At 63.2% G+C, this 16,121-nt stretch carries 15 protein-coding genes and 1 other RNA gene; 5 read left to right on the forward strand and 11 right to left on the reverse strand.

What is annotated here, in order from left to right; translation table 11 throughout:
- Positions 1 to 13 precede the first annotated feature (13 nt).
- The 8 genes from P5703_RS03190 to P5703_RS03225 form a co-directional block, all read right to left on the reverse strand.
- Positions 14 to 1,156: a hypothetical protein gene (locus P5703_RS03190; protein WP_285585520.1), complete on the reverse strand. Its 1,143-nt coding sequence runs from the start codon at positions 1,154 to 1,156 to the stop codon at positions 14 to 16.
- 98 nt (positions 1,157 to 1,254) lie between these two features.
- Positions 1,255 to 1,633: a transfer-messenger RNA gene (gene ssrA / locus P5703_RS03195) on the reverse strand.
- A gap of 131 nt (positions 1,634 to 1,764) precedes the next feature.
- Entirely contained in the window at positions 1,765 to 2,070 is a 306-nt protein-coding gene (locus P5703_RS03200; protein WP_013983892.1) for a PA2433 domain-containing protein, read from the reverse strand.
- Between the two features lie 181 nt (positions 2,071 to 2,251).
- Positions 2,252 to 5,104 (reverse strand): FAD-binding and (Fe-S)-binding domain-containing protein, encoded by a 2,853-nt coding sequence (locus P5703_RS03205; RefSeq protein WP_285585521.1) that lies wholly within the window; start codon positions 5,102 to 5,104, stop codon positions 2,252 to 2,254.
- Positions 5,101 to 5,772 (reverse strand): LutC/YkgG family protein, encoded by a 672-nt coding sequence (locus tag P5703_RS03210; protein WP_049341084.1) that lies wholly within the window; start codon positions 5,770 to 5,772, stop codon positions 5,101 to 5,103. Before P5703_RS03210 ends, P5703_RS03205 begins: the two co-directional genes overlap by 4 nt.
- Positions 5,769 to 7,229 carry a LutB/LldF family L-lactate oxidation iron-sulfur protein gene (locus P5703_RS03215; RefSeq protein ID WP_106442287.1) on the reverse strand — a complete coding sequence of 487 codons (1,461 nt, stop codon included), beginning with the start codon at positions 7,227 to 7,229 and terminating at the stop codon, positions 5,769 to 5,771. Before P5703_RS03215 ends, P5703_RS03210 begins: the two co-directional genes overlap by 4 nt.
- Entirely contained in the window at positions 7,226 to 8,047 is an 822-nt protein-coding gene (locus P5703_RS03220) for a (Fe-S)-binding protein (RefSeq protein WP_106442286.1), read from the reverse strand. The genes P5703_RS03215 and P5703_RS03220 overlap by 4 nt, the downstream gene beginning before the upstream one ends.
- 254 nt (positions 8,048 to 8,301) lie before the next feature.
- Positions 8,302 to 9,996 (reverse strand): L-lactate permease, encoded by a 1,695-nt coding sequence (locus P5703_RS03225; protein ID WP_013983888.1) that lies wholly within the window; start codon positions 9,994 to 9,996, stop codon positions 8,302 to 8,304.
- Positions 9,997 to 10,265: 269 nt separating this feature from the next.
- Here P5703_RS03225 and P5703_RS03230 point away from each other — a divergent pair, with 269 nt between their 5' ends.
- Positions 10,266 to 11,057 carry a GntR family transcriptional regulator gene (locus P5703_RS03230; protein WP_011914395.1) on the forward strand — a complete coding sequence of 264 codons (792 nt, stop codon included), beginning with the start codon at positions 10,266 to 10,268 and terminating at the stop codon, positions 11,055 to 11,057.
- Positions 11,058 to 11,110: 53 nt separating this feature from the next.
- Here the strand turns inward: P5703_RS03230 and smpB are convergent, their stop codons facing one another.
- Entirely contained in the window at positions 11,111 to 11,593 is a 483-nt protein-coding gene (gene smpB, locus P5703_RS03235) for an SsrA-binding protein SmpB (RefSeq protein WP_011914394.1), read from the reverse strand.
- Between the two features lie 206 nt (positions 11,594 to 11,799).
- Here smpB and P5703_RS03240 point away from each other — a divergent pair, with 206 nt between their 5' ends.
- On the forward strand, positions 11,800 to 12,234 hold the full coding sequence (locus P5703_RS03240; RefSeq protein WP_011914393.1) for a type II toxin-antitoxin system RatA family toxin: 435 nt from the start codon (positions 11,800 to 11,802) through the stop codon (positions 12,232 to 12,234).
- Positions 12,227 to 12,541 carry an RnfH family protein gene (locus P5703_RS03245; RefSeq protein ID WP_011914392.1) on the forward strand — a complete coding sequence of 105 codons (315 nt, stop codon included), beginning with the start codon at positions 12,227 to 12,229 and terminating at the stop codon, positions 12,539 to 12,541. Before P5703_RS03240 ends, P5703_RS03245 begins: the two co-directional genes overlap by 8 nt.
- 40 nt (positions 12,542 to 12,581) lie before the next feature.
- On the opposite strand, the gene P5703_RS03250 is transcribed toward P5703_RS03245, so the two are convergent.
- Positions 12,582 to 13,094, reverse strand: coding sequence for an outer membrane protein assembly factor BamE (locus P5703_RS03250; protein WP_279641889.1), 513 nt, complete (start codon positions 13,092 to 13,094; stop codon positions 12,582 to 12,584).
- 95 nt (positions 13,095 to 13,189) lie between these two features.
- On the opposite strand from P5703_RS03250, the gene fur reads away from it, so the two are divergent.
- Positions 13,190 to 13,594 (forward strand): ferric iron uptake transcriptional regulator, encoded by a 405-nt coding sequence (fur, locus tag P5703_RS03255; RefSeq protein ID WP_011914390.1) that lies wholly within the window; start codon positions 13,190 to 13,192, stop codon positions 13,592 to 13,594.
- Positions 13,595 to 13,657: 63 nt separating this feature from the next.
- Here fur and recN read toward each other — a convergent pair whose 3' ends face one another.
- Positions 13,658 to 15,331, reverse strand: a complete 1,674-nt coding sequence (gene recN / locus P5703_RS03260; RefSeq protein ID WP_095461233.1) for a DNA repair protein RecN — start codon at positions 15,329 to 15,331, stop codon at positions 13,658 to 13,660.
- 201 nt (positions 15,332 to 15,532) lie between these two features.
- On the opposite strand from recN, the gene grpE reads away from it, so the two are divergent.
- Positions 15,533 to 16,102 carry a nucleotide exchange factor GrpE gene (gene grpE / locus P5703_RS03265; RefSeq protein WP_011914388.1) on the forward strand — a complete coding sequence of 190 codons (570 nt, stop codon included), beginning with the start codon at positions 15,533 to 15,535 and terminating at the stop codon, positions 16,100 to 16,102.
- Positions 16,103 to 16,121 lie beyond the last annotated feature (19 nt).

Genomic DNA, 16,121 nt, shown 5'->3' on the forward strand with positions numbered 1-16,121 from the left:
GGTCAGTTTTCGGTCAGCGGCAACAGCCTGGATCCTGTGGCGGTGCCACAGCATCTGTCGGCGAGTTCAGCTCCGGAATCGTCTGCATAGGCTCGGCGGTTGCAGCAGAACCCAACATCCGCCGAACCAGGTCACCGATTTCCTGCATGGCTTGGGCGTAAGGATCTTGGTGATCGTCTTCCTGAAAGTAACGCAACAGCACCTTATCAACCTTCTGCAGCGTATACGTCAGCATGAGGACCGCAATGATGATGGAGCTAGTGAGCAGCTCAACCCGAAAGCTTTTCTTTTCTCTCAGATGCGCTTTCATGCACAGCGGATCGAGTTCGATAAGCATCACATAAAGCCCCGATCCCTCCTGCACCAAGAGCGCTCGATCAATGATGCGGAGCTTCAGATGCATCGCGTTGGCTTGCTGAAGATGAAAATGCAAAGCTTGCCGAGATTGCGGTAGTGCTGGGGGGATGTGCATGAGATTCCGACCCTGGTCTGGGCGGGCATGGCACAGGTATTCATAAAGCGTCATCGCTGCAAATGCAGGAGATTCTTTCGAATAGCGCCCTGGGGAGGGTGGGACGGTCTCGAGTACATCAAGGGCGGCGTAAATGTACCGGGCAGCGTCGCTCGCCACGTTCTGGTTGTTGGTTCCGAGCGGCCAGTCAAAGCGTACGAACCCGACCCCAAGCGCTTTTACCAGTGCGGGCGTTGGTGTCAGTGCGAAGAAAATTTCGCCCCCTGGCTCGTGGCTATAGAGCACTACACGCTCGGCACTCTCTTTCATCATGCGAGCGTGGGCGACCGAAAGGTCTTGGTTCGCGAGCTTCATGGGCGACGGACGGACTTTCCAAACCCGGTCGGCGAATTTGAGTGCTTCCGCTACCGCTAAGTGAAACCTTTGGAGGTCAACCAGCAGGCGGTCAGAAAAGAGCTCGACATAGTGCTCGGTTGCCTTGGCAAGGAACTGCTCGAAAGAAGCATTCAGGTACTTAGCGAGATCGCGGGCCAGGGCTTCGTCGTGGCTGAGCGACCACCGGATTTGCGCAGGCAGTTTCGGGTTGGCCGCGAAATGCTTAGGGAATGTGAGGTAGTACTGGAAGCCAGTGTTGGCTTGATAGACCAGGTGGGGGACACCCGTTTTGCTTTGGCGCTTGGACATGATGGCATACCTTTTGGATTCACAGACGGACTGTGAGTAATCCAATGCCATCAAATCTGGGCTGAAACCCGCGTTCTAGACGGGTTTCAGTGTTGAATTGGTGGAGCCGGGGGGATTTGAACCCCCGTCCGCCAGCTCTCCGCTATTGGTTCTACATGCTTAGCCAGATCTACTGAGTTAACTCCGCGCCGCCCGATTGGCAGGGTGCTTGGAGCGAGCTGTATGAGTTTTAGCCGTTACGTCTACAGCGAACTTGGCGGCGATCCTGTTCTATCTGACGGTCATTTCGGGTTTACAGGCATCCCCTAGTGACCGCTGGAGCCGAAGCTACCAGATGAAGGTTAGGCGGCTAGCGCGTACCCTTCGTAGTTGTCGTCGTTGGCAACTATAGGTTTGCAACAGTTTATTTACGAGTTCTGTTACCAACTCGGCATGCCCCTCAAGTTTCGTTACCGGCGTCGAATCCTAATCGGCCCCTGGTGCAGCTTGTGGTGCTGGGCGCAAGTGTACGGAGATCTTTACGGCGTGTCGATCACTTTTTAATCATGCTGGTTAGAAAATGATCAGCTGCAGCGGCAGGATCGCAGGTACGATCCCGCCGCCTTGGCTCAGTTGCCGCCGCCCGAGCCGGAGCCGGCGGTGCCGCCGCTGCCGGAGCTGCCTGGGCCCTTGAGTTCTTGCAGGGCCTTGGTGGAATGGGCGATGCAGGCTTCGGTGTCGCCGGACTGCTGTGCCTGGCGGGCCTGTTGGACATACTCCTCGACTTTGCTCTTGGCCGGCTCACCCAGGGTCGCGGTGTTGGTGGCCATGTTGTCGTCGATTTCCTGCAGGTTGGTCTGGCACAGATCCTGTTGTGCGAAGACGGCGGGGCTGGCTAGCAGTACCGCGGATGCGAGCAGTGCATGAACTTTCATTGTGGGTCCTCCAGTCTTGTGGACTTCCCGGGCCTGCCTGAGAACTGCTGAAACGGCGGCGCCGAGTCGAATCGAACCCGTCAGGGGCTCTAAAAATCCGACTGCGATTGCGCAAGAGCGTTCATCGAAGCGACACAAACGAAACGGCCCCGCTCCGCTGAGCGGGGCCGTAACGCTGGTGCTAGAGCGGTTGGTCGGCAGTTTTACGACGCGTTACACGGTCAACCAGATAGACCAGGCCGTGATAGTCGATCTCGCCATGACGTGACAGGCCGATCTCGCAGGTGCGGCTGGTGGAGATGCCTTCCTCGCAGATCTGCACGGCGTTCTTCAGGCTGCGCAGTGCGTGCTCGTTCAGTTCCGGCGTGGTGAAGCCCTTGTCGCCAGCGAAGCCGCAGCAGTGGATGCCTTCCGGAATGACCACCTCGTTTGCGCAGCGGCGGGCGATATCGATCAGTGCCTGTGCTTCCCCAAGATGCTGGGTGCTGCAGGTGACGTGCACGGCGATCGGCTTGTCCTGCGGGACGAAGTCCAGTTTGTCGAGCAGATGCGTGCGGATGAAGCGCACCGGGTCGTACATGTCGAGGCGCTGATCAGTCAGGCCCTGGACCAGGCGCAGCGTGCAGGGGCTGGTGTCGCAGTAGATCGGGTCGAGCCCGCCCCGACTGGCCTTGAGCAGCGCATCGAGCATCTCCTGGCGCTTGCGTTCGCCCTGTTCGGCATAGCCCTTGGAAGCGAACGGCTGGCCGCAGCACAGGTCGTTCAACTGTTCGGGGAAGATCACTTGGTAACCGGCCTTTTCCAGCAGGCTGCGGGTCTTGTCGAGCAGCGGCTCCTGTTCCTGATCACGCGCCGCCGGGCCCATGGCGCGGGAAACGCAGGCGGCCAGATAGACCACGCGCGGACGCTCGTCCTGCACGGCTGGTTTGGGCAGATGCAGGCGTTGCAGCGGCTGCGGTGTCGCAGGGGTCCACTGCGGCACGCGGCCCTTGCTGGCGTTGGTCATGGTCGCAGACAGCTTGGCCAGGCGCTTGGTGCCAAGAATGATGTGCGCGCCATTGGCGGCATGCAGCATGAAACGGGTGCCCTGCACGGCCGTGGAGAAATGATCGGCCAGCCAGTTGGCGGCGCCGGTTTTGCTCGCTTCACGTCCGCGCAGCTTGCGCACCAGGTCGCCGGTGTTGATGCCGACCGGGCAGCGCTGGGCACAGAGGCCGGTGGCGGCGCAGGTTTCCACGCCGTGGTAGTGGTAGAGCCGCTCTATTTCCGTGGTATCGACACCGGCGCGCTTACGGGCCTGGATATCGCGCCAGATGACGATGCGCTGGCGCGGCGTCAGGGTCAGCCCGTTGGATGGGCAGACCGGCTCGCAGAAACCGCACTCGATACACTTGTCGACGATCTCGTCGGCGGCCGGCATCGGCTTGAGGTTCTTCAGGTGGATGTCCGGGTCTTCGGAGAGCACCACGTCCGGGTTGAGGATGCCGCTGGGGTCGAGCAGGCGCTTGATCTTCCACATCAGCGCGTAGGCTTCGCTGCCCCATTCCAGCTCGACGAAGGGCGCCATGTTGCGCCCGGTGCCGTGCTCGGCCTTGAGTGCGCCGCCGAACTCGACAGCCACCAGCTGCGCCACTTCGCCCATGAAGGCTTCGTAACGGGCGACCTGCGCCGGATCATCGAAGCCCTGGGTGAAGACGAAGTGCAGGTTGCCCTCCAGCGCGTGGCCGAAGAGGATCGCCTCGTCGTAGCGGTGCTTGTCGAGCAACTCGATGAGCCGATTGACGCCTTCGGCCAAGCGCTCGACCGGGAAGGTCACGTCCTCGATGATCACCGTGGTGCCGGTCTGGCGCACGGCGCCGACCGCCGGGAAGGTGTCCTTGCGGATCTTCCACAGCTGGTTGTAAACCACCGGGTCTTCGCTGAAGTCGACCTGCTTTTCCACCGGGAAATGCGCGATGGAAGTCATGATCAGATTGATCTGCTCGTGCAGCAGCGATTGCGTTGCGGCGCGTGATTCGATCAGGAGCGCGCAGGCCGTCGGTGACAGTTCCTTCACCCACTCGGGCATGCCGGCCTTGTGCTCGACCGAGCGCAGGCTGCGCCGGTCGAGCAGCTCTACGGCAGACACCGGCTGCTGCTTGAGCACCGGTACGGCCAGGCAGCAGTTCTCCACGTCGGGGAACACCACCAGCGCGCTGGCCTTGTGCGGATGGTCCGGCACGGTGTCGTAGGTCACCGCGCTGATAAAGCCCAGGGTGCCTTCGGAACCGACCATCAGGTGGTTGAGGATGTCCAGCGGCTCGTCGTAGTCGACCAGCGCATTGAGCGAGAAGCCGGTGGTGTTCTTCAGCCGGTACTTGTGGCGGATCTTTGCCGTCAGTTCGGCGTTGGCGCGGGTTTCGCGGCCGAGTTCGGCCAGTTGCTCGAGCAGGGCGGCATGGCTCTGGCGGAAGGCGGCAACGCTGGCGGCATCCTCGCTGTCGACCACGGTGCCGTCGGCCAGCACGACGCGCAGGCCGGCGAGGGTCTTGTAGCTGTTCTGCGCGGTGCCGCAGCACATGCCGCTGGAGTTGTTGGCGACGATGCCGCCGATCTTCGCCGCGTTGATCGAGGCCGGGTCGGGGCCGATCTTGCGCTGGAAGGGTGCGAGCACGGCGTTGGCGTTGGCGCCGATCACGCCCGGTTGCAGGCGGATCTGCTTGCCGCCGTTGCGAATCTCGCGGCCGTTCCAGTTGTCGCCGAGCACGATCAGCATCGAATCGCTGATCGCCTGGCCGGACAGGCTGGTACCGGCGGCGCGGAAGGTCACCGGCACGTTCTCGGCATGCGCCAGCTTGAGCAGCCTGACCACTTCGGCTTCGGATTCGACGCGCACCACCAGCTTGGGAATCAGCCGGTAGAAGCTGGCGTCGGTGCCGAAGGCGAGGGTGGAAAGCGGGTCGTCGAAGCGGCGCTCGACCGGGATCAGGCGCTCGACTTCGCGGAGGAACGCCGCCGGCAAGGGCGCACGTTCGAGCTGGGCGGCCGCGTTCATGCGTCCTCCAGGATCAGCAGGACCAGATCCTTCGGCCCGTGGGCGCCATAAGCCAGCACCTGTTCGATGTCAGCGGTTTTTGACGGGCCGGAAACCAGCAGGGCATTGGTCGGCATGCCGGCGGCCCACTGGAACTTCTGCTGGATCTCGTAGAAGTTGTCGTGGATTTCGCTGGCCTTGAGGATGGCGAAATGCACCGGCGGCACCAGGCTCATCAGGCGCGGCTCCTCGCGGGTGGGCCACATGATCAGGCTGCCGGTGGAGGCGATGGCGCCGAGGGTGCCGGTGAGGCTCGCCGGGGTGTCGTTGAACAGCTCGTCCTTCCAGTCCTCGACCGGGCGGTCGTAGGCCTTCAGCGTCGGCAGGCCTTCACGACCGGCGCAATGGGCGGTGAAGCGCTGGCCGTACGGTGTGGTCGGGGCGATCAGCAGGCTCGGCAGCTGGCGGTCGTGCAGCAGCTGCTCGAGCAGGGCGGGCCAGCCGGCGTCCGTGGTCAGGTGAATCTCGGTGTGCACCGCTTCCATCAGCTGACGCAGGCGGGCGATGCGCTGCTCCGGCGCGTAGCTCCAGGGCTGGGTCACCAGCGACGCGTTGTAGTCATCGACCACCGGCGTGGTGCCTTCCAGGCTTTTCTTCAGCTTGGCGAGGATATTGGCCTTGGCGCTCATCGCTTGCTCTCCAGGTGTTCCTTGGCCAGCTCGTGCAGCGAGCGGGCAGCCGGTTTCGGTGCGCTGTGGTTCTGCGTCCAGGGGCCGATGTTCGATGGCGTCAGGGCGCGCAGGCGTGTGGCGAAGAAGCCGAACAGGCGGTACAGCGTCGGGCTGGTGTTGAGCAGGCGCCAGCCGGCCCAGATCAGCCGCTCCTTGCGCGAGTACTTGCTGCCCTGGCCGCGCATGACCTTGTGCGGGTCGTCCGGCGCCTTGATGTTTTCCTCGCGCAGGCGGCGCAGGAGGGTCGGAATCGGAATCTTCACCGGGCAGACTTCGCCGCAGGCGCCGCACAGCGACGAGGCGCTGGGGTGATCCGGCACCTTGTCCAGGCCGACCATGTGCGGGGTGATGATCTTGCCGATCGGTCCGGGATAGACCTCGCCGTAGGTGTGGCCGCCGACGCGGGTGTACACCGGGCAATGGTTCATGCAGGCGCCGCAGCGAATGCAGTTGAGCGTCTGGCGCAGTTCGCTGTCGGCGAAGGCCTGGCTGCGGCCGTTGTCCAGCAGGATCAGGTGCACTTCCTGCGGACCGTCCAGCTCATGCGCCTTGCGCGGGCCGGAGATCATGTTGACGTAGGTAGTGATGGGCTGGCCCAGCGCGGAGCGGGTCAGCAAAGAGAGCAGCGGGACCACGTCGCGCAGGTTCTCCACCACCTTCTCGATACCGGTGACGGCGATGTGCACCGGTGGCACTGTGGTGCTCATGCGGCCGTTGCCTTCGTTTTCCACCAGCAGCAGGGTGCCGGTTTCGGCTACCGCGAAGTTCACACCGGAGACGCCGATATCGGCCTCGAAGAATTTCTGCCGCAGCGTACGGCGGCCGATCTGGATGAGCTGGTCGACATCCTTGGTGTATTCCACGCCGAGCTTGTCATGGAACAGCGAGGCGACCTGTCCGGCATTCTTGTGAATGGCCGGCATGATGATGTGGGACGGCTTTTCGTGGTCGAGCTGGACGATGTACTCGCCCATGTCCGATTCCAGGCTCTCGATCCCGTGGCCTTCGAGGAAATGGTTCATCTCCATTTCTTCGCTGACCATCGATTTGCCCTTGATCACCTGTTTCGCCTGTCGTGCCTGGGCGATCGCGAGGACGATGTTGTTGGCCTCCTCGACCGTCTCCGCCCAGTGCACTTTCACACCGTTGCGGGTCAGGTTGGCTTCCAGTCGCTCCAGCAGTTCGGGCAGCTTGGACAGTGCGCGGGCGCGGATATGGTTGCCCATCTCGCGCAGCCGCTCGCGTTCGTCGGCATCGCTGAACGCCGCGGCGCGCTTGGTCATCAGCGAATCCATGGCGGTGCGGAAGTTGCGCCGCAGCTGCTCGTCCTTCAGCGACTTGCGGGCACGGGCGCGGAAATCCGGGGCGCCGGCGTTTTCGATCTGAATCGCGGGAATACGCTGCTCGGCGTTCATCGGGCACCTCCGGTGCGTTGCCAGAGGAAGCTCGCCAGGTGCTGGCCGCGCAGGGCTTCACGCTGCTTTTCCAGCGAGCCGTTGATGTTCATCAGGCAGCCGCAGTCGGCGCTGACCACCTGGTGCGCGCCGGACTCCTTCAGCGCACGGGTCTTGTCCAGCACCATGGCGCCGGAGATATCGGGCATGCGCACGCTGAAGGTGCCGCCGAAGCCGCAGCATTCGCTCTCGTGGTCATGCTCGACGCGCTCGACCTGGCCCAGCTGGGCGAGCAGGGCGCGGCCGTGCAGATGGGTATTCATTTCGCGACGAGCCGAGCAGGAGGTGTGCAGGGCGACCTTGGTCGGCGTGCCGGCGTCCTTGAACTCGACCTTGCAGACATTGAGCAGGAACTCGGCCAGCTCGAAGGTGCGCTCGGCCAGCGCCTGGGCCTTCTTCAACGTGGCCGGCTCGTCCTTGAACAGCTCCAGATAATGGTGACGCAGCATGCCGGCGCAGGAACCGGAGGGCACGACCACCGGCCAGTCGTTGGCGAACAGCCCCAGCTGCGCACGGGCGACCTTTCGCGCCTCGTCGGTATAGCCGGTGGTGTAGGCCGGCTGGCCGCAGCAGGTCTGGCCCTGCGGGTAGTGCACGGTCAATCCTTCGCGTTCGAGCAGGCGAATGGCATCCAGGCCAGCCTCGGGATAGAACAGATCCACCACGCAGGTACCGAACAGGTAGACCTGGCTCGGCTTGGCTGGATACTCGCGTGGCTTGGGCAGCGGCGGCGCGACGCGGGTGGCGTTCGGCGCGGCATTGTAGAAGAGTTCGCTCATCGGCTTGGTCTCCGGGTCGGCCCGGTTATCCGCTAACAGGCTTTTGAAAAACTAACTGCGTTGGCAATACGTCGTTAAAGCAGCCTCAGAACGCTCATTCAGGAAATCCAAACTCCCATGCGAGCCCAGTCCTTTTTCTTTGGCTGCGTTTGCCTCGTCTTGCCTGCCCCGCCTACGTTTTCCAATAGCACTGTCAAGTGCGGTTTCTGGAATGCAACCGTGCCCCCAGCGGGGGCACGGTCTGTTTCTGTCGTTTACACCCCGACCAGCGGGTCGGTGACGCCCAGCACGTAGATGGCGATCAGGCCGATCACCCCGGTGAAGAGCACATAGTACAGCGTAGGCCAAACGGTCTTGCGCAACGTGGAGCCTTCGCGGCCGAGCAGGCCGACGGTAGCGGAGGCGGCGACCACGTTGTGGATCGCGACCATGTTGCCCGCCGCGGCACCGACCGCCTGGGTGGCGACGACCATCGCGCCGGAAATCCCCAGGGACTGTGCGACACCGAACTGGAACTGGCTGAACATCATGTTGCTGACGGTGTTGGAGCCTGCCAGGAAGGCGCCCAGTGCGCCGACCGATGGCGCCAGCAGCGGGTAGATACCGCCTACGCTGTCCGCGACATAGCGCGCCATGACGATCGGCATGCTGGCCAGCTCGGCGCCGTTGACGCCGGAGTTGATCAGGATGCGCACCATCGGCACGGTGAACAGCAGAACGAATCCGGCGCTCAGCAGTACGCTGCTGGACTCCTTCACCGCTGCCTTGAGTTCGGCGGCACGCATGCCGTGCAGGAAGAAGGTGATCAGCACCACCGCGACGAGAATGCCGCCGGGCAGGTACAGCGGCTCGATGCCCGCGTTGATGCCGGCCTCGCCGAGGATGTTGGCGAAGGCAACGGAGACCGATTTCAGCGCGGCGCCCACCTGCGGGAACACGCGGCTGATCACCAGCAGCGCGCCGACCAGTACGTAGGGCAGCCAGGCACGGAATGCGCTCATCGGGCGAGCGGCGATGTCGTCCAGCTTCATCTCGATGGTGCCCAGCCATTCGGCCGGCCATTCCTTGGCGTCGGCGAAGTCCCAGGTGGTCTTCGGCGTCAGGAACTTGAAGCGTGCCGCGGTAGTGACGATCGCCAGGCCTACCAGGCCGCCGAGCAGCGACGGGAATTCCGGGCCGAGGAAGATGCCGGTGGCGGCATAGGGCAGGGTGAAGGCCAGACCGGCGAAGATCGCGAACGGCAGCACTTCGAAGCCGGCTTTCCAGCTTTTCTCCTTGCCGAAGAAGCGCGTCAGCATCAGCACCATGACCAGCGGCATGACGGTGCCGACGATGGCATGGGTGATCGCTACGCTGCTGGTGATCTGCTGCAGGAAGATGCTCCAGCTGGAACCCTGGGCGGTCAGTTGCGCGCCGATGGTGGCGGTGTCCAGGCCGCTGTTGATGCCCACCACGATCGGGGTGCCGACGGCGCCGAAGGAAACCGGCGTACTCTGTACCAGCATGCCGAGCAGCACCGCGGCCATTGCCGGAAAGCCGACCGCGACCAGCAGCGGTGCAGCGATTGCCGCCGGGGTGCCGAAGCCGGAGGCACCTTCGATGAAGCAACCGAACAGCCAGGCGATGATGATGGCCTGGATGCGGCGGTCGGGGCTGATGGTTGTGAAGCCGGCGCGGATGGCGGTGATGCCGCCGGAGTGCTTCAGCGTGTTCAGCAGCAGGATCGCGCCGAAGATGATCCACAACAGACCGAGCGTGATCACCAGGCCCTGCAGCGTGGATGCGATGATCCGGTTGAAGCTCATGTCCCAGACGAACAGGCCGATGGCCGCGGTGAACAGGTAGACCAGCGGCATGGCGCGGCTGGCGGGCCAGCGCAGGCCGATCAGCATCACGGCCGCGAGCAGAATGGGAGTGAAAGCGAAAAGTGCGAGCAGTCCGTTGGACATGTCAGGCGTCCCCTACGGTTCGATTCAGATGGGGCCCTGAGCGGACCGTGGAATAGTTGTTGTGCACAGATCTCATGCTGAGTCCTCTTATTGTTAGTTGCTTCTGTAAAGTGGTAAGACCAATTAACAGAAGCGAATGGCCAGCGTAAGAGCTGCGTCTGGGAGCGTCAATCAGGAGGGCATAGACTTTGGTCGCAGCCGACGGCCTTGTGTGGCTTTGGGCCGACGGCTAGCATTCTCCGACTGGTAAGACCATTTCTGAGGTGGGTATGGACGTGGGCATGGTGCGTCAGCGGCGGCTGGCCGACGACATCGTCGCGCAGTTGGAAACCATGATTCTGGAGGGCACCCTCAAGGCCGGTGAGCGACTGCCGGCCGAACGGGTGCTGGCCGAGCGCTTCGGGGTGTCGCGGCCCTCTCTGCGCGAGGCGATCCAGAAGCTTGCGGCCAAGGGCCTGCTGATCAGCCGGCACGGTGGCGGCACCTTCGTCGCCGAGTCGCTGGGCTCCACCTTCAGCGACCCGTTGCTGCACCTGCTGGAAAACAACAGCGACGCCCAGCGTGACCTGCTGGAGTTCCGGCATACCCTGGAGGGCAGCTGTGCGTACTATGCGGCGCTGCGTGCAACCGAGGTGGATCAGAAGCGACTCACGGAGGCCTTCTCGGCACTGCAGGATTGCTACGCCCGTGAGGGCAAGGTGACTCGCGCGGAAGAGGGCGCGGCTGACGCGCAGTTCCACCTGGCGATTGCCGAGGCCAGTCACAACGCGGTTTTGCTGCACACCATTCGCGGCCTATTCGATCTGCTCAAGCGCAACGTGGTGACCAATATCGGCGGCATGTACGCCCTGCGCGACGAGACCCGCGACATGCTGATGAGCCAGCATCGCGAGCTGTACGAGGCGATCATGGCGCGGCGTGCGGTGGAGGCGCGCGACGTCATCCATCGACACATCAACTATGTGCAGGAGGTGCTTGCCGAAGGCCAGCAGGAAGCCCAGCGGCTGGCGCGCGCGCAACGCCGGCAGGAGAGAGTGGGGGCATCGCAAAAGGCGGGGTGATGGGTGCTGCGGGGGTTGGCGGGCGAGGCGGTGAGCGCTCCGCCCGGAGCTGATCAGTCGTCCTTGCCCTTGGTGCGCATGGCGCGCTGGATTTCCCGATCGGAATCGCGTTCTTTCTCGGTGTGGCGCTTGTCGAATTCCTTCTTGCCCTTGGCCAGGGCGATCTCGCACTTGATCATGTGCTTCTTCCAGTACAGCGACAGCGCTACGCAGGCATAGCCCTTCTGCTGCACGGCGCCGAACAGCTTGCCCAGCTCGCGCTTGTTCAGCAGCAGCTTGCGGGTACGGGTCGGGTCGGCGATGACATGGGTGCTGGCGCTCGTCAGCGGGGTGATGTGCGCGCCCATCAGCCAGGCTTCGCCATCCTTGAGCAGCACGTAGCTGTCCACCAGCTGCGCCTTGCCGGCGCGCAGGCTTTTCACTTCCCAGCCGGCAAGGACGAGGCCGGCCTCGAACTTCTGCTCGATGAAGTAATCGTGTAGCGCTTTCTTGTTCAGCGCGATGGTCCCGGGGGACTGCTTCTTCTGTTTGGCCATAGGGGCGGCATTATAGGGAGTCCCGTTGCGGCTGGCGACAACCTGCAGGAGCGTTGGCGGCAGAAACTTGAGGGGCAGCCGTTAATCCCCGACAATGTGCCCCGCTTTGCGCTGAGCGGCTTCGGCAAAGGTCGAAGTCGTGGTCGCGGGCTGGCTGCGCCGACGTTCGGATGGCGCGCAATGAAACGACGACGTAGAAGGTCCGCATGACGACGCACATTCAACGTTCCGCGCTGCTGCCTTACCCCGCGCACGCGCTGTTCGACATGGTCAACGACGTAGCCAGCTATCCGCAGTTCCTGCCCTGGTGCTCTGCGACCGAGGTGCTCTCCAGCAGCGAGACCGAGATGCACGCCAGCATGACGGTGGCCAAGGCCGGGCTTAGCCAGCGGTTCATGACGCGCAATGCGTTGGAAGTTGGCAAGCGCATCGAAATGACATTGGAAGAAGGGCCGTTCAGTCACCTGCACGGCATCTGGGAGTTCAAGGCGCTGGGCGAGAAGGCCTGCAAGATCAGCCTCGATCTGACCTTCGATTACGCCGGGCCGCTGGTCAAGGCGACGCTTGGTCCGCTGTTCAATCAGGCCGCCAATACCCTGGTGGACGCCTTTTGCGAGCGAGCGAAACAGCTCTATGGATAAGTCATCGATTGCCGTCGAAGTGGTGTATGCGCTGGCCGACAAGCAGAAGCTGCTGCAGATGACCGTGCCAGCCGGCACTACCGTCCGCGAGGCCGCACTGCGTTCCGGGCTGGATGCGCATTTCCCCGGTCTCGATCTCGCCAGCGCGCCGTTGGGAATCTTCGGCAAGGCCGTGCCCAAGCCTGAAGAGCGCGTGCTGGAAGAGGGCGAGCGCGTCGAGATCTACCGGCCGCTGATCGCCGATCCGAAGGAAGTCCGCAAGCAGCGTGCGGCGAAAGCGGCGAAGAACAAGGCAGAGGATGCTTGAACGCTAGATAGCAAAACGCCCGGACTCGCCGGGCGTTTTTTCATTCGGTTTCCAGTGGTTCTGGAATCGGTACCGGAACGGCTTCCGCTTCGTCCACTTCGCGCTGAATCTGCTCCAGCAGCGATCCCGGCGCCGGGCGCTCTTCCGGTTGGCGGGGCGTGGCTGCGGGCGCGCTCGGCGCATGGGGTTGGCGACCGAGGATCTGTTCGTCACGGCTGACGCCAGGCATGAAATCGCCTGCCAGGCCGGCCAGCTGGTCGTTGGCATTGAACACCAGGCTCACGCGCTCCTGCTGGCGCTGACTGCCGCCGGGCTGAATGCTGTACAGATAATCCCAGCGGTTGGGATGGAAAGTGTCGGTGATCAGCGGGTTGCCCATGATAAACCGCACCTGCTGGCGGGTCATTCCAGGCCGCAACTGGTCTATCATGTCCTGCGTGACGACATTGCCCTGTTGAATGTCGACCTTGTAAACCCCGGGAAATGAACAACCGGCGAGTGCGAACAGACCCACGAGGGTGAGGCTGGCCAGCATGAGCTTGGTGTTTTGCATCGGTGGGTGACTTCCACTATCTTGGCTGGGCAAAGAACCCGGATCATACCCGTATTGAAGGAGGCTGCGAAACAGCAGCAGCGAGAAAGCCAACCATGGTTGAAAATAGCGAACTACGTAAAGCAGGTCTCAAGGTAACGCTGCCGCGGGTCAAGATCCTGCAGATGCTGGATACGACCGACCGTCGACACATGAGCGCCGAGGACGTCTACAAGGCGTTGATGGAGGCGGGCGAGGATGTCGGTCTGGCGACTGTCTATCGTGTGCTGACCCAGTTCGAGGCGGCCGGCCTGGTAGTTCGGCACAACTTCGATGGTGGTCATGCCGTCTTCGAGCTGGCCGATAGCGGGCATCACGACCACATGGTCTGCGTCGATACGGGCGATGTCATCGAGTTCTTCGACCAGGAAATCGAAAAACTGCAGAAAGAAATCGTCAAGCGTCACGGCTATGAGCTGGTGGATCACAACCTGGTGCTCTACGTGCGCAAGAAGGACTGATCCTCAATAGATGTTGAAAAGGCGGCCATGGGCCGCCTTTTTTTTTGCCGCTCTGCCTGGCGTTCAGGCCTGTGCGGAGGTGACCATCTGCCGGGCATGAGCCAGGGATTGTTCGGTCAGGTCGACGCCGCCGAGCATCCGGGCGATCTCCTCGACGCGCCCCGCCTGGTCCAGTTCGGTAACCGCCGTGCGGGTTTCGTCGGTACCGCGGGCCTTGTGCACGAACAGGTGGTGGTGTCCTTGCGCAGCCACCTGCGGCAGGTGTGTGACGGTCAGGACCTGGCCGCGCTCGCCGAGGCGGCGCAGTAGCTGCCCGACGATTTCCGCAGTGGGGCCGCCGATGCCGACATCAACTTCGTCGAACACTAGCGTCGGCACGCGCGAGGTTTGTGCCGTGATCACCTGGATCGCCAAGCTGATCCGTGACAGCTCGCCGCCCGACGCGACCTTGGCCAGCGGGCGCAGTGGCTGGCCAGGGTTGGCGCTGACCAGGAACTCCACCTGTTCCAGGCCGTAGGGCGTGTACTCGCCTTCTGCTGCCGGCTTGAGCTGTACGCTGAAGCGCCCGCCGGGCATGCCCAGGCGCTGGATTTCTGCCTCGACCGCGCTCGCCAGTTCTTCGGCGGCAGCCTGACGGTTGCGGCTCAGTTCGCCGGCTTTCTCCTCGTAGTGGCGAGCGTAGGCGGCCAGCTCTTCGCCGAGGCGCTCGACCGCTTCGTCATCGGCATTGAGGCCTTCCAGTTCTTCCAGCAGCTGCTGGTGCAGGTTGGGCAGTTCGCTCGGCTGTACGCGGTGCTTGCGCGCCAGGGTGTAGATGGTGTCCAGGCGCTCCTCCAGCATCTGCTGGCGTTCCGGATCGGCGTCGAAATGGTCGACGAAGCGATTGAGCTCACCGATCGCCTCTTCGACCTGGATTTGCGCGCTGGCGAGCAGGTTGACCGCTTCGCTCAGCGCCTGCGGCTGATTCTGGAAGGCGGTCAGCCGCTGCAGGCTGCTGGTCAGGGCGGAAAGCACGTTGCCGGCATCACTCTCGCTGCACAGCTCCATGACCTGGCGGCAGGCGCCGAGCAGCTGCTCGGCGTTGGCCAGGTTCTTGTGTTCCTGTTCGAGCTGCTCCAGTTCGTGCTCGCCGAGCGCGAGATTCTCCAGCTCTTCCAGCTGATAGCTGAGCAGCTGGTGGCGTGCGCGCTGCTCGTCGCTGCTGTTGCTCAGCCGTTCCAGGGTCTGGCGCGTCTGCCGCCAGCGCTGCGCGGCCAGTTGCACCTGGCGCGCCAGGTCCTGGCTGCCGCTGTACTCGTCGAGCAGGCGCCGGTGGGTGTCGGTCTTGAGCAGCGACTGGTGCTCGTGCTGGCTGTGAATATCGATCAGCAGTTCGCCCAGCGCCTTGAGGTCACCCTGCGGGCAGGGCGTGCCATTGATGTAGCCGCGCGAGCGGCCCTCGGCGGTGATCACTCGGCGCAGGATGCAGGGGCCTTCGCTGTCCATGTCGCGTTCGGCCAGCCAGGCGCGGGCGTCGGGGATGTCGTCCAGGTCGAAGCTGGCGAGGATGTCGGCCTTGTCCGCACCGATGCGCACCACGCTGCTGTCGGCCCGGTCGCCGAGGGTCAGGCCGAGGGCATCGAGCATGATCGATTTGCCCGCGCCGGTTTCACCGCTGATCACGCTCATGCCGCGTTTCAGCTCGAGGTCCAGGTGTTCGACGATGGCGTAGTTGTGAACCGACAGATGAACCAGCATGGCAAGGCTCCCGATTTTGCGTGGCTGGCTATTTATACAGTGGTTTTCCTGCTGCCCACAAGCGCAGACGGATGAATGTGCGGTCGCTCGTCATTTCGCCCGCTGCACATCGCCGCATACCCTTGAAGCCGGTTTTCGCGCCCCCATATAGCGGCACAAGCGCGGGCTTGCTGCCCGCTGATCGTACTGAGAGGAGGACCCATGGCCGACGAGCAGAACCTGGATAACCAGAACCCGGAAACGCCAGAGCAATCGCAAGCAGACGTAGCCGAGGATCTGGCAGCCCGCGTGCAATCGCTGGAGGAGCAGCTGGCGGCCGCGCAGGATCAGTCGCTGCGCGTGGCGGCAGAGCTGCAGAACATCCGTCGGCGTGCCGAGCAGGATGTCGAGAAGGCGCACAAGTTCGCGCTGGAAAAGTTCGCCGGTGACCTGCTAGCCGTCGCCGACAGCCTGGAGCGCGGTCTCGAGCTGTCGAACCCGGATGACGAGGCGGTCAAGCCGATGCGCGAAGGCGTCGAGCTTACCCTCAAGCTGCTGCTCGACACCCTTGCCCGTCATCAGCTGGAGCAGCTGGATCCGCACGGCGAGCCGTTCAATCCCGAGCATCACCAGGCCATGGCGATGGAGGAGAGCACTCACGTCGAGCCGGGCAGCGTGCTCAAGGTGTTCCAGAAAGGTTATCTGCTCAACGGGCGCCTGTTGCGTCCGGCGATGGTGGTGGTCAGCAAGGCGCCCGCCGACGCGCCGCCTTCTATCGATGAGAAGGCTTGAAATCGGCATACCCATCCCC

Source organism: Stutzerimonas sp. FeSN7, assembly GCF_030263795.1.
GTDB classification, from domain to species: domain Bacteria; phylum Pseudomonadota; class Gammaproteobacteria; order Pseudomonadales; family Pseudomonadaceae; genus Stutzerimonas; species Stutzerimonas stutzeri.

Excerpts from the sequence above, each read along its gene's own strand:
- P5703_RS03190 (WP_285585520.1), bottom strand. The coding sequence starts at position 1,156 with ATGTCCAAGCGCCAAAGCAAAACGGGTGTCCCCCACCTGGTCTATCAA.
- P5703_RS03200 (WP_013983892.1), bottom strand. The coding sequence starts at position 2,070 with ATGAAAGTTCATGCACTGCTCGCATCCGCGGTACTGCTAGCCAGCCCC.
- P5703_RS03205 (WP_285585521.1), bottom strand. The coding sequence starts at position 5,104 with ATGAACGCGGCCGCCCAGCTCGAACGTGCGCCCTTGCCGGCGGCGTTC.
- P5703_RS03210 (WP_049341084.1), bottom strand. The coding sequence starts at position 5,772 with ATGAGCGCCAAGGCCAATATCCTCGCCAAGCTGAAGAAAAGCCTGGAA.
- P5703_RS03215 (WP_106442287.1), bottom strand. The coding sequence starts at position 7,229 with ATGAACGCCGAGCAGCGTATTCCCGCGATTCAGATCGAAAACGCCGGC.
- P5703_RS03220 (WP_106442286.1), bottom strand. The coding sequence starts at position 8,047 with ATGAGCGAACTCTTCTACAATGCCGCGCCGAACGCCACCCGCGTCGCG.
- P5703_RS03225 (WP_013983888.1), bottom strand. The coding sequence starts at position 9,996 with ATGTCCAACGGACTGCTCGCACTTTTCGCTTTCACTCCCATTCTGCTC.
- P5703_RS03230 (WP_011914395.1), top strand. The coding sequence starts at position 10,266 with ATGGACGTGGGCATGGTGCGTCAGCGGCGGCTGGCCGACGACATCGTC.
- smpB (WP_011914394.1), bottom strand. The coding sequence starts at position 11,593 with ATGGCCAAACAGAAGAAGCAGTCCCCCGGGACCATCGCGCTGAACAAG.
- P5703_RS03240 (WP_011914393.1), top strand. The coding sequence starts at position 11,800 with ATGACGACGCACATTCAACGTTCCGCGCTGCTGCCTTACCCCGCGCAC.
- P5703_RS03245 (WP_011914392.1), top strand. The coding sequence starts at position 12,227 with ATGGATAAGTCATCGATTGCCGTCGAAGTGGTGTATGCGCTGGCCGAC.
- P5703_RS03250 (WP_279641889.1), bottom strand. The coding sequence starts at position 13,094 with ATGCAAAACACCAAGCTCATGCTGGCCAGCCTCACCCTCGTGGGTCTG.
- fur (WP_011914390.1), top strand. The coding sequence starts at position 13,190 with ATGGTTGAAAATAGCGAACTACGTAAAGCAGGTCTCAAGGTAACGCTG.
- recN (WP_095461233.1), bottom strand. The coding sequence starts at position 15,331 with ATGCTGGTTCATCTGTCGGTTCACAACTACGCCATCGTCGAACACCTG.
- grpE (WP_011914388.1), top strand. The coding sequence starts at position 15,533 with ATGGCCGACGAGCAGAACCTGGATAACCAGAACCCGGAAACGCCAGAG.